Genomic DNA, 12,800 nt, shown 5'->3' on the forward strand with positions numbered 1-12,800 from the left:
ACCTCGCACACGTTCTTCACACGGCCTGCCGCAGTCGTCCGCCAGTGGTGGGGACCACTCCCCTGAAGCCCTTCGGGGAGTGGCCCGTCCGCTCAGATACGGGAGAAAGCCTGCTCGATGATGTCCAGGCCCTCGTTCAGCAGGTCGTCGCCGATGACCAGCGGGGGCAGGAAGCGCAGCACGTTGCCGTAGGTGCCGCAGGTCAGGACCAGCAGGCCCTCCTGGTGGCACGCCTTGGCCAGCGCGGCGGTCGCCTCGGCGGCCGGCTCCTTGGTGTCGCGGTCCTTGACCAGCTCGACGGCGATCATGGCGCCCCGGCCCCGGACGTCCCCGATGATGTCGAACTTCTCGGCCATGGCGGTGAGGCGGCCCTTCATGACCTCCTCGATGTGCTTGGCCCTGCCGTTGAGGTCCTGCTCCTTCATCGTCTCGATCGCGCCGAGCGCGGCGGCGCAGGCCACCGGGTTTCCGCCGTAGGTGCCGCCGAGACCGCCCGCGTGCGCGGCGTCCATGATCTCCGCGCGGCCCGTCACGGCGGCGAGGGGCATACCGCCCGCGATGCCCTTGGCGGTGGTGATCAGGTCCGGGACGATGCCCTCGTCCTCGCACGCGAACCACTGGCCGGTGCGGCAGAAGCCGGACTGGATCTCGTCGGCCACGAACACGATGCCGTTGTCGTTCGCGAACTTCACGATCTCCGGCAGGAAGCCCTTGGCCGGCTCGATGAAACCGCCCTCGCCGAGCACCGGCTCGATGATGATCGCGGCGACGTTGTCCGCGCCGACCTGCTTGGTGATCTGGTCGATCGCCTGCTTGGCGGCCTCCGGACCCGCGTTCTCCGGCCCGGTCGGCCAGCGGTAGCCGTAGGCCACCGGCACCCGGTAGACCTCGGGCGCGAACGGGCCGAAGCCGTTCTTGTACGGCATGTTCTTCGCCGTCAGCGCCATCGTGAGGTTCGTACGTCCGTGGTAACCGTGGTCGAAGACCACGACCGCCTGACGCTTGGTGTACGCACGGGCGATCTTCACCGCGTTCTCGACCGCCTCGGCGCCCGAGTTGAACAGCGCCGACTTCTTCGCGTGGTCACCCGGAGTCAGCTCCGCGAGGGCCTCGGCGACCGCCACGTAGCCCTCGTAGGGGGTGACCATGAAACAGGTGTGGGTGAAGTCGGCGAGCTGGGCGCTCGCGCGGCGCACCACGGCCTCGGCGGAGGCGCCCACCGAGGTCACCGCGATGCCGGAGCCGAAGTCGATCAGGCTGTTGCCGTCGACGTCCTCGAGGACGCCGCCGCCGGCACGCGCGACGAAGACCGGCAGCGTGGAGCCCACGCCCTGGGCGACGACCGCGGTGCGGCGGGCCTGAAGCTCCTGCGACTTCGGGCCGGGAATGGCGGTGACGACGCGGCGCTCCTGCGGAAGTGCGGTCATGCGGGGCTCCTGGGGGTATTACGGACGCTTGCCTTGTTTTCCCGCAGGCTAAGACGGGTGCCGTGGGGTGGGCATGCTCCATGTGGGCGTTGTCGGCGGGGCCCCTTGTCCGTGGTGGACATGGCGGGCCGGGCTCTCGGCGCGGCCGGACATCGGACGTCGGCCGCGTAAACGGTGAACTCCCCTTGCCGGGGCGTTAGATTGACTCGCTGACGGTGACGGACCGGCTGGTCAGGGGGCAGGGCGATGGACAGCGAAGGTACGCGGGACACGCGGGCGACCCATGCGGGCCCGGTGCCGCGCCCGACGCGGCCCCCCGAAGGGTCCCCGCCGCCCATGCCCACGATGCCACCCGGAGCCCCGCCCCGCCCGGACGGCTCGGCCTTCCTCGCCTGGCTGCGCGCCGCCCGCCCCGCCGCCGCGCCCGGCGTGTGGCGCCTCGGACACCGGCCCCGGCCGGAGACCGAGCCGGAGCTGACCCCGGCCCGGCAACTGCTCAGCGGGGCCGTGATCGCGTTCCTGGTCGGCTGGCTGGTGTGGTCGCTGCTCTGGAACGGCTACCTCGGCGGCTGGTGGGTGCTCCCGCTGGAGCTGTTCACCCCGGACTCCTGGCGCGAGGGCAACGACCGGGTCGGCAACGCCGTCCTCTGGTACTCGTACTACGCCCTCATCGCCCTCGCCATCCTCTTCGCCGTCGCCCGGATGGGGCGCTGGGGCGAGGTCTGGCGGCGTTTCGGGCCGCCCGCCTGGGTGCGGACCACGTCCCCCGCCGAACCGCCGCCGCCCGCGCCCGGCGAGGACCCCGCCGACTGGCCTGAGCTGCGCGCCCACGGTGCCCACGAAGCCGCCGAACGGCTCGCCGCCGAGGCGCGCACCGGGCTCATGCGGGACGTCGACCACGCCCGGATCGGCCGCGCCTGGCAGGGCGTGCGCTCCGGGACGAACACGCTGGCCGCGTTCACCGGAGCCGTCCTGCGCGACGGCTCCGCCGCCTGTCCGCACCCCTCCGGCGACCGTGACCTGCCGGCCCGGCAGGCCCGGCACGACCTGCTCACCGGCCAGGTCCGGCTCGGCACCGCCGCCGACGACCCGCGCAACCCGTACCAGTACCGGGGTGCCGGACTCGCCCTCGGCACCGATCTGCTCGGCACCTCCCTGGTCGCCGTCGGACCGGCCGGCTCCGGCAAGACCGGCAGCCTCGTGAAGCCGCTCGCGGAGTCCCTCTGCCTGCACGCGCTCGCCGGCCGCGCCGCCGTGGTGAGCGTCGGCGCCGCGGGCGCCGGGATCGGCCCGTCCGAGGCGTACGACGTGGTGGTCCGCGTCGGCCACCCCGACTCCGTGTACGACCTCGACCTGTACGGCGGCACCACCGATCCCGACGAGGCGGCCGCGATACTGGCCGAGGCACTCGTCGGCGACCTCGCCGACCCGCATCCCGGCTCCGACAGCCGCCGCTCCACCACGGTGCTGGCGCAGTTGCTCGGCCCCTTCCGTGCCGTCCACCAGCGCTTTCCCTCCGTGCCCGAGCTGCGCCAGCTCCTCGACGGCGCCCCCGGCCCGATCGCCGCGCTGCGCAAGGCGCTCACCGAGACCGGGAACGCCTCGCTGCTGCGCGAACTCGACGCGCGGGAGCGGCAGCAGGCGCACCCCGGTGACGTGGCCGCCGTGCTCGCGGACCGGGTGGCGCTGCTGGACCGGCCCGCGTTCGCCTCCTTCTTCGACACCTCCGGCGCGTCCAGGCCCTTCACCCTGAAAGCCCTCGACCACCCCGTCCGCGTCCGCATCGACCTGCCGCAGCGCGGCCACGCCGACGCCTCCCGCATCCTGGCCCGGCTGGTGCTGGCCCAGTTCACGGCCGCCGTCACCGCCCGCGAGGACCGCTCCCTCTTCGCCTGCCTGCTGCTCGACGAGGCGGCGGGCGTCGTCACCCCCGAGTCGGTGCGCGGCATCCAGCGGCTGCGCTCGGCCGACGCGGGCGTCGTACTCACGCTGCGCACCCTGGACGACGTGCCGCGCCCCCTGCGCGGCCCGCTGCTCGGCGCGACCGGGTGCCGGATGGCGTTCTCCGGGCTCACGCCCTGGGACGGACAGGACTTCGCCGAGGTCTGGGGCAAGGAGTGGATCGAGACCCGCGACGTCACCGACCGCCAGATCATCGCGGAGACGCCGGCCGGCAAGGCCGTCCACATGCTCCGCCGCGTCATCACCGGCCAGGCCCCCACGGCCCGCGCGGTCACCGTCCGCCAGGTGGAGCGCGAGCGCTGGTCGGCCTCCGAACTCGCCCACGCGGTGCCCCCGGGCCACGCGGTGCTCTCCCTCACGACCGTGCGGGGTGAGCACGCTCCGCCCCTGCTGGTGGACCTGAGGAGCTGAACGGAGGCCCGCGACCGTACGGTGAGGCAGAATCGGGGTGGGCCGTTCGTACGTGGCGGCCAAGAGATGACTGCTCCGGGCCGGCGCGACGGTGCGCCGGCCGTCCCGACCTGAAGGTCCCATGCCGCCCACGCTCGCCTCGCTCGTCCACCACTCCGCGCTGAAGCTGACGGTCCGCGCGGGGGAGGACCGCCTCGACGTGCCGGTGCGCTGGGCACACGTCAGCGAGCTGGCCGACCCCGTGCCGTACATGGAGGGCGGGGAACTGCTGCTGGTCACCGCGCTCAAGCTGGACGCGGAGGACCCCGAGGCGATGCGGCGGTACGTGAAGCGGCTGGCCGGCGCGGGCGTCGTCGGCCTGGGCTTCGCGGTCGGAGTCAACTACGACGACATCCCCGACGCGCTGGTCCAGGCCGCCCGGCACGAGGGGCTGCCGTTGCTGGAGGTGCCCCGGCGCACCCCGTTCCTCGCCATCAGCAAGGCCGTCTCCGCCGCCATCGCCGCCGACCAGTACCGCGCCGTCACCGCGGGCTTCGCCGCCCAGCGGGAGCTGACCCGGCAGGCGCTCACCACCGGCCCGGAGGGCCTGCTCGCCGCGCTCGCCGCCCAGGTCGACGGCTGGGCCGCGCTGTACGACGCGTCCGGCGCGGTCGTCGCCGCCGCGCCCGAGTGGGCTCACCGCCGGGCCGCCCGGCTCACCGCCGAGGTCGAGCGGCTGCGGGAACGCCCCGCTCCCGCCTCCTCGGTGGTCGCCGCCCCCGACACCGAGGACCGCGTCGAGCTGCACTCGCTGGGCACGGGCCGCCGCCCCCGCGCCGCGCTCGCCGTCGGCACCGCCGCCGCGCCCGGCACCGCCGAGCGCTACGCCGTGCACTCCGCCATCGCCCTGCTCACCCTCACCACCGAGCGCTCCCGCTCCCTGCACGCCGCCGAGCAGCGGGTCGGCGCGGCCGTGCTGAGGATGCTGCTCGCGGGCGAGCCCGACCACGCCCGCGCGGTCGCCGGCGACCTGTACGGCGGCCTGCTGGACGCGCCGTTCCGGCTGCTGGTCGCCGAGTCCGCGCCGCTCCAGGGGGTGGACGGTGATCCGCTGGACGCCCTCGCGGAGACCGCCGAGTCCGCCGCCGCCCGCTCCGGCGAGGCCGTGCTGGTGGTCCCCGAACGGGAGCGGCTGGTGGTGCTGGCCGCCGACGGCGGCGCGGCCGTCGCCGCCTGTACGGCGTACGCGGGCGCGCTGGAGGCGGCACGCCTCGTCCCGGAGTCCAAGGGCGGGGACGACGAGGCACTCGTGGTCGGCCTCTCCGCCCCGGCGGGCCCCATAGCGGCGGCCTCCGCCTACCGGCAGGCCGAGCAGGCGCTGTCGGTGGCCCGGCGGCGCGGCCGGGTCCTGGTCGAGCACGAGCACGTCGCGGCCGGCTCGGTCCTCCCGCTGCTGGCCGACGACGCGGTACGGGCCTTCGCGGACGGCCTGCTGCGGGCGCTGCGCGACCACGACGCGACCGGGCGCGGGGACCTCGTCGCCTCGCTGCGGGCGTGGCTGTCCCGGCACGGCCAGTGGGACGCCGCCGCCGCCGACCTCGGCGTGCACCGGCACACCCTGCGCTACCGGATGCGCCGGGTCGAGGAGATCCTCGGCCGCTCGCTGGACGACCCGGACGTCCGCATGGAGCTGTGGCTGGCACTGAAGGCGACCTCGGGGGAGTAGCCGGTACAGCGCCCCCGGTCGACCCCGCCGAACCGGAGCAACGTCCCCCCGTTTCCGTACGACTCGGACAAGCGACCCCCGAGCCGGCCCGCCCTACCGTGGATCACGCACATCACCCCCGACACGGAAGGGCCGGACCCGCACATGACCTCCACCCACGCCTTCTGGCTGGCCGGCCGCCAGGCCACCGGCGAGGACAGCTTCGACGTCTCCTCCCCGTGGGACGGCCGTGTCGTCGGCCGGGCGAGCGTGCCCACCGACGCCCAGGTCGAAGAGGCCGTGGCCGCCGCGTACGCCGTCCGCGACGAGTTCGCCGCCGTCCCCGCGCACGTCCGCGCGAGCGCCCTCGACCACGTCGCGAGGCGGCTGGCCGAGCGCACCGAGGAGATCGCCCAGCTCATCTCCGGCGAGAACGGCAAGCCCGTCAAGTGGGCGCGCGGCGAGGTCGCCCGCGCCGTCTCCGTGTTCCGGCTCGCGGCCGAGGAGGCCCGGCGGTTCAACGCCGGCGAGGCCCAGCGGCTCGACACCGACGCCGGCGGCCAGGGGCGCATGGCGCTGATCCGCCGCTTCCCCAAGGGCGTCGTCCTCGGGATCGCGCCGTTCAACTTCCCGCTGAACCTGTGCGCGCACAAGGTCGCCCCGGCCATCGCCGCCGGTGTGCCGATCATCCTCAAGCCCGCTCCGGCCACCCCGCTGTCCGGCCTGGTCATCGGCGAGCTGCTGGCCGAGACCGACCTGCCCGCCGGGTCCTGGAGCGTCCTGCCGGTCGCCAACGACAAGATGCCCGCCCTGGTCCAGGACGAGCGCCTCCCGGTGATCTCCTTCACCGGCTCCGAGCAGGTCGGCTACTCGATCATGGACTCGGTGCCGCGCAAGCACTGCACGCTGGAGCTGGGCGGCAACGGCGCGGCCGTCGTCCTCGGCGACTGGGCGAGCGACGCCGACCTGGACTGGGCCGCGAGCCGCATCGCCACCTTCTCCAACTACCAGGGCGGCCAGTCCTGCATCTCGGTGCAGCGCGTGATCATCGACGGCGCGGTGTACGAGCGGCTGCTGCCGCGTATCGTCGCCGCCGTCGAGGCCCAGGTCACCGGTGACCCGGCCGACGACAAGACCGAGGTCGGCCCGCTGGTCAGCGAGGCCGCCGCGCAGCGTGTCGAGTCCTGGGTGAACGAGGCCGTCGAGCGCGGCGCCACCCTGCTCACCGGCGGCGAGCGCGACGGCGCCACCTACGCCCCGACCGTCCTCACCGACGTGCCGGCCGATGCCACCCTCGCCACCGAGGAGGTCTTCGGACCGGTCCTCACCGTCACGAGGGTCGAGGGCGAGGCCGAGGCGTTCGCCGCGGTCAACGACTCCAAGTACGGCCTCCAGGCGGGCGTGTTCACCCACGACCTGCAGACCGCCTTCCGTGCCCACCGGGCCCTCGAGGTCGGCGGCGTCGTCATCGGCGACGTCCCGTCCTACCGCGCCGACCAGATGCCCTACGGCGGTGTGAAGCAGTCCGGTGTCGGCCGCGAGGGCGTCCGCTCCGCGATGGACGACTACACCTACGAGCGCGTCCTGGTCCTCACGGGCCTCGCACTCTGACCTGCCACGGACAGGTCACCACCGGAAACGGCCGGAGCCCGCTGTGCGGGGGCTCCGGCCGTTCCCCTTGCCCGCGGTGACGGGCACCGCCGACGCGTGACCGGTCCGGCCCGCCGCGGCACCCCGCACGCGACCGGGGACGGCGCCCCGGAAGAGCCCCTGGTCCCGGCGGTCGAGACGGTCCGAGCGGCCGCCGGCCCCTCGCGCGCCCGTTCACCTGAACGGACGCGCAAGGGGTGGTGTGGCGGGCCTGATTCAGGTACCAACGATCCAGTAGGAACGGGTCGGTTACCCACGGTCCGCCAACATCCCTCTTCGCGGCGAGGTGAGCCTCATGTCCGCCCCCACCACTCAACGCAGCAACGTCTCCGAGCGCGAGGCCCGGCAGGTGGCGGAGGCCGCCCGCGAGCAGAACTGGCGCAAGCCCAGCTTCGCCAAGGAGCTGTTCCTCGGGCGCTTCCGGCTCGACCTCATCCACCCCCACCCGCTCCCCGACGCCGAGAGCGTCCGGCGCGGCGAGGCCTTCCTCGCCGAACTGCGCGCCTTCTGCGAGACGGGGATCGACGCGGCCCGCATCGAGCGCGAGGCCCGTATCCCCGACGAGGTCGTGGCCGGCCTGAAACGGCTCGGCGCCCTCGGCATGAAGATCGACACCAGGTACGGCGGCCTGGGCCTCTCCCAGCTCTACTACAACAAGGCCCTCGCCCTGGTCGGCTCGGTCAGCCCCGCCGTCGGCGCGCTGCTCTCCGCCCACCAGTCGATCGGCGTCCCGCAGCCGCTGAAGATCTTCGGTACCCAGGAGCAGAAGGACGCCTTCCTGCCCCGCTGCGCCACCTCGGCCATCTCCGCATTCCTGCTCACCGAGCCGGACGTCGGCTCGGACCCCGCGCGGCTGGCCACCACGGCGGTCCCCGAGGGCGACCAGTACGTCCTGGACGGCGTGAAGCTGTGGACCACCAACGGCGTCGTCGCCGACCTGCTGGTCGTCATGGCGCGGGTGCCGAAGTCCGAGGGGCACCCCGGTGGCATCACCGCGTTCGTGGTGGAGGCCGACACCGAGGGCATCACGGTGGAGAACCGCAACGCCTTCATGGGGCTGCGCGGCATCGAGAACGGCGTCACCCGCTTCCACCGGGTGCGGGTCCCGGCCGCCAACCGGATCGGCCCCGAGGGCGCGGGACTGAAGATCGCGCTCACCACGCTCAACACCGGCCGGCTGTCACTGCCCGCGATGTGCGCCGGCGCGGGCAAGTGGTGCCTGAAGATCGCCCGCCAGTGGGCCGCCGAGCGCGAGCAGTGGGGCAAGCCGGTCGCGCTGCACGAGGCCGTCGGCTCCAAGATCAGCTTCATCGCGGCGACCACGTTCGCGCTGGAGGCCGTCGTCGACCTCGCCTCCCAGATGGCCGACGAGGACCGCAACGACATCCGTATCGAGGCCGCGCTCGCCAAACTGTACGGCTCGGAGATGTCCTGGCTGATGGCGGACGAACTGGTCCAGATCCGGGGTGGGCGGGGCTACGAGACCGCCGAGTCGCTCGGGGCGCGCGGCGAGCGGGCCGTGCCGGCCGAGCAGATGCTCCGCGACCTGCGGATCAACCGCATCTTCGAGGGCTCCACCGAGATCATGCACCTGCTCATCGCCCGCGAGGCCGTCGACGCCCACCTCTCGGTCGCCGGTGACCTCATCGACCCCGACAAGTCCCTCCAGGACAAGGCGAAGGCCGGTGCGGGCGCGGGCGTCTTCTACGCCAAGTGGCTGCCGAAGCTGGTCGCGGGTCCAGGTCAGCTCCCGTCCTCGTACGCCGAGTTCAAGCACGGCACCGACCTGTCCGGGCACCTGCGGTTCGTCGAGCGGCACGCCCGCAAGCTGGCCCGCGCCACCTTCTACGGGATGTCCCGCTGGCAGGGCCGGATGGAGACCAAGCAGGGCTTCCTCGGCCGGATCGTGGACATCGGCGCGGAGCTGTTCGCCATGAGCGCGGCCTGCGTCCGGGCCGAGCGGCTGCGGCGCGAGGGCGAGCACGGCCGCGAGGCGTACCAGCTCGCCGACGCCTTCTGCCGCCAGGCCCGGGTCCGTGTGGGCGAGCTGTTCGCCCGACTGTGGCACAACACCGACGGCGTCGACCGCAAGGTCGTCAAGGGCGTCCTCGGCGGCGCCTACGAGTGGCTGGAGGAGGGCGTCCTCGACCCCTCGGGCGACGGCGCCTGGATCGCGGACGCCGCGCCGGGAGCGAGCGAGCGCGTCAACGCCCGCCGCCCCTACGGCGGTTAGCGGTCAGCAGTACGTGTCGCTGCCGTTCCGGGTCGTCCACGAGCAGGTGTCGACCTTGGAGCCGTTCGACCTGGTCAGGGTCGCCGTGTCGCTGGTGTTGTTCCAGACGTAGGCACGGCGGCCCTGGTACTTGTCCGAGGTGGTGTCCCGGCCGCTGCCGGTGTGGATCTTCATGTACTTCCCGGCGCCGATCCTGACGTCCGGGAAGGAGTACCTGTGGTTCGAGGCGTCCTTCAGGATCCACCCGTTCAGCGAGACCGCCGAGCGGCCGGTGTTCCTGAGCTGGACCCACTCGCCGTTGAGGCTGGAGTTGGACCGGGTGTCCTTGCCGGGGCTGTCGAAGTACACGCGGTGGATCTGGACGCCGCCGGCCGCCTGGGCCGGGGTGCTCAGCAGGGTGCCGGTGAGCAGGGCCGCGCCGGCGAGAGCGGGCAGGGCGGCGCGGAGGCGCACGGTACGCATGAAGAGATCCCCCCAAGGATGTCGTCCACAAAACGCTGCACGGGCGAGAAGTTCACCCGTTCAACTGAATAGTTATCACAGGATCTTCACTCCGGCTTCACGAAGGAGGAAACCGTCCCGCGCCACAGGGCCCCTTTCCGGCCACCCGGCGGCGGGACGCGCGGTCCGGGCGGCCGCCGGGTGCGGCCACAATGGGGGGATGACCGACAGCCCCACCAGCCCCGCCCCGCTCGCCGACCCGCACCTCGTGTTCGACCCCGTCGCGGGCGACGGCCCGAAGGACGTGGTGATCCTCGGCTCCACCGGGTCCATCGGCACCCAGGCCATCGACCTGGTGCTGCGCAACCCCGACCGCTTCCGGGTCACCGCCCTCTCCGCGAACGGCGGCCGGGTGGACCTCCTCGCCGAGCAGGCGCACAGGCTCGGGGTACGCACCGTCGCGGTGGCCCGTGAGGACGCGGCACCGGCGCTGCGCGAGGCCCTGGCCGGGCGGTACGGCACCGAGCCGCTCCCGGAGACCCTGGCCGGTCCGCAGGCCGCCGCCCAGGTCGCCGCCTCCGACTGCCACACCGTCCTGAACGGGATCACCGGCTCCATCGGCCTTGCGCCCACCCTGGCCGCCCTGGAGGCCGGCCGCACCCTGGCGCTGGCCAACAAGGAGTCGCTGATCGTCGGCGGTCCGCTGGTCAAGGCGCTGGCCAAGCCCGGCCAGATCATCCCGGTCGACTCCGAGCACGCGGCCCTCTTCCAGGCCCTCGCCTCCGGCACCCGCGCCGATGTGCGCAAGCTGGTCGTCACCGCCTCCGGGGGCCCCTTCCGCGGCCGCACCAAGCAGGAGCTGGCGCACGTCACCGTCGCCGACGCCCTGGCGCACCCCACCTGGGCGATGGGCCCGGTGATCACGGTCAACTCCGCGACCCTGGTCAACAAGGGCCTGGAGGTCATCGAGGCCCACCTGCTCTACGACATTCCCTTCGACCGCATTGAGGTGGTCGTGCATCCCCAGTCGTATGTCCACTCGATGGTCGAGTTCACCGACGGTTCCACGATCGCCCAGGCGACGCCCCCCGACATGGGCGGGCCGATCGCCATCGGCCTGGGCTGGCCCGAACGTGTACCGGACGCCGCCCCGGCCTTCGACTGGAGCAAGGCGTCCACCTGGGAGTTCTTCCCGCTGGACAACGACGCCTTCCCCTCGGTGAACCTCGCCCGGCACGTGGGCCGGCTCGCGGGCACCGCCCCGGCGGTGTTCAATGCGGCCAACGAGGAGTGCGTCGAAGCCTTCCTGGGCGGCGCTCTGCCCTTCAACGGGATCATGGAGACCGTCATCCGGGTGGTCGAGGAGCACGGCACCCCGGTCACGGGAACTTCACTCACGGTGTCGGACGTCCTCGAAGCGGAGACCTGGGCCAGAGCCAGGGCCCGCGAACTGACCCACCGGACGGCTACCGCGGAGGCGCGTGCATGACGACCTTGATGTTCATCCTCGGCATAGTGGTCTTCGCGGTCGGTCTGCTGGTCTCGATCGCCTGGCACGAGCTGGGGCACCTGTCCACGGCCAAGCTCTTCGGCATCCGCGTCCCGCAGTACATGGTCGGATTCGGCCCGACCATCTGGTCACGGCACAAGGGCGAGACCGAGTACGGCATCAAGGCCGTCCCGCTCGGCGGCTACATCCGCATGATCGGCATGTTCCCGCCGGACGACGCGGGCCGGGTCTCCGCCCGCTCCACCTCCCCGTGGCGCGGCATGATCGAGGACGCCCGCTCGGCGGCGTACGAGGAGCTCAAGCCGGGCGACGAGACGCGGATGTTCTACACGCGCAAGCCGTGGAAGCGCGTCATCGTCATGTTCGCCGGGCCCTTCATGAACCTGATCCTGGCCGTCGGGCTCTTCCTCACCGTGCTGATGGGCTTCGGCGTCCAGCAGGAGACCAACACCGTCTCCTCGGTCTCCGCCTGCGTCATCGCGCAGAGCCAGAACCGCGACGACTGCAGGAAGTCCGACCCGGCCTCCCCGGCGGCGGCCGCCGGGATCAAGGCCGGCGACAAGATCGTCTCCTTCGGCGGCAGACCCACCGAGAAGTGGAACACGCTGTCCGACCTCATCCGGGACAGCGCGGGCCGCAAGGTCCCCATCGTGGTCGAGCGGGACGGCCGGAAGCTCACCCTGCACGCCACCATCGCCACGAACCAGGTGGCCAAGAAGGACTCCAGCGGCACCTACGTCCAGGGCCAGTACGTCACGGCCGGATTCCTCGGCTTCAGCCCGGCGCGCGGTGTCGTCAAGCTGGGCTTCGGCGACTCGGTTGTCTGGATGGGTGACCAGGTCGGCCATGCCGTCGAGTCCCTCGTCGACCTGCCCGGCAAGATCCCGGCCCTGTGGAACGCCGCCTTCGGCGACGGCCCGCGCGAGCCGGACTCCCCGATGGGCATCGTCGGCGCCGCCCGCGTCACCGGTGAGATCGCCACCCTGGACATCCCGGCCTCCCAGCAGGTGGCCATGGCCGTCTTCGTGGTCGCCGGGTTCAACCTCTCGCTGTTCCTCTTCAACATGCTCCCGCTGCTCCCGCTCGACGGCGGGCACATCGCGGGCGCCCTGTGGGAGTCGCTGCGCCGCCAGGTGGCCCGCGTGCTGCGCCGTCCCGACCCCGGTCCGTTCGACGTGGCGAAGCTGATGCCGGTGGCCTATGTGGTGGCCGGGATCTTCGTCTGCTTCACCGTCCTCGTGCTCATCGCGGACGTGGTCAACCCGGTCCGGATCTCCTGACCTCGTACGACCAGGAAGGCGGCCCGGAACCTCAGGTTCCGGGGCGCCGCCCCCCGGGGGGGGTTGGGGGGGGGGGGGTGCGGTGGCGGGGCGCCTGGCGGCCTCCCGTTGGCCCCCCCCCCCCCCGGCGCCCGCGGCGCGCGGGCGCGCCCGGCGCCGACGGCCCGCGCGGGCGACCCGCAGCCCGGCCCGCGCACCGGGC

General features: G+C 73.1%; 8 protein-coding genes. 6 read left to right on the forward strand and 2 right to left on the reverse strand.

Annotated features, from left to right (window positions below; genetic code table 11):
* Positions 1 to 92 precede the first annotated feature (92 nt).
* Positions 93 to 1,427 carry a 4-aminobutyrate--2-oxoglutarate transaminase gene (gabT, locus tag ACWCV3_RS12785; protein WP_451222367.1) on the reverse strand — a complete coding sequence of 445 codons (1,335 nt, stop codon included), beginning with the start codon at positions 1,425 to 1,427 and terminating at the stop codon, positions 93 to 95.
* A 246-nt stretch (positions 1,428 to 1,673) separates the two neighbouring features.
* Here gabT and ACWCV3_RS12790 point away from each other — a divergent pair, with 246 nt between their 5' ends.
* The 4 genes from ACWCV3_RS12790 (at position 1,674) to ACWCV3_RS12805 (ending at position 9,367) form a co-directional block, all read left to right on the forward strand.
* A complete protein-coding gene (locus tag ACWCV3_RS12790) occupies positions 1,674 to 3,800 on the forward strand; it encodes an ATP-binding protein (RefSeq protein ID WP_451222369.1) in 2,127 nt (708 codons plus the stop codon).
* Positions 3,801 to 3,921: 121 nt separating this feature from the next.
* Positions 3,922 to 5,505 carry a PucR family transcriptional regulator gene (locus tag ACWCV3_RS12795; RefSeq protein WP_451222371.1) on the forward strand — a complete coding sequence of 528 codons (1,584 nt, stop codon included), beginning with the start codon at positions 3,922 to 3,924 and terminating at the stop codon, positions 5,503 to 5,505.
* Positions 5,506 to 5,649: 144 nt separating this feature from the next.
* Entirely contained in the window at positions 5,650 to 7,095 is a 1,446-nt protein-coding gene (locus ACWCV3_RS12800; RefSeq protein WP_451222373.1) for an aldehyde dehydrogenase family protein, read from the forward strand.
* A gap of 334 nt (positions 7,096 to 7,429) precedes the next feature.
* Positions 7,430 to 9,367: an acyl-CoA dehydrogenase family protein gene (locus ACWCV3_RS12805; protein ID WP_451222375.1), complete on the forward strand. Its 1,938-nt coding sequence runs from the start codon at positions 7,430 to 7,432 to the stop codon at positions 9,365 to 9,367.
* A 3-nt stretch (positions 9,368 to 9,370) separates the two neighbouring features.
* Here the strand turns inward: ACWCV3_RS12805 and ACWCV3_RS12810 are convergent, their stop codons facing one another.
* On the reverse strand, positions 9,371 to 9,829 hold the full coding sequence (locus tag ACWCV3_RS12810) for a lamin tail domain-containing protein (protein ID WP_451222377.1): 459 nt from the start codon (positions 9,827 to 9,829) through the stop codon (positions 9,371 to 9,373).
* A gap of 199 nt (positions 9,830 to 10,028) precedes the next feature.
* Here ACWCV3_RS12810 and dxr point away from each other — a divergent pair, with 199 nt between their 5' ends.
* Positions 10,029 to 11,297 carry a 1-deoxy-D-xylulose-5-phosphate reductoisomerase gene (gene dxr, locus ACWCV3_RS12815; protein WP_451222379.1) on the forward strand — a complete coding sequence of 423 codons (1,269 nt, stop codon included), beginning with the start codon at positions 10,029 to 10,031 and terminating at the stop codon, positions 11,295 to 11,297.
* A complete protein-coding gene (locus tag ACWCV3_RS12820) occupies positions 11,294 to 12,598 on the forward strand; it encodes a M50 family metallopeptidase (RefSeq protein WP_451222381.1) in 1,305 nt (434 codons plus the stop codon). The genes dxr and ACWCV3_RS12820 overlap by 4 nt, the downstream gene beginning before the upstream one ends.
* The last annotated feature ends 202 nt before the right edge of the window (positions 12,599 to 12,800 follow it).

Source organism: Streptomyces sp. NPDC001781 (assembly GCF_053596035.1).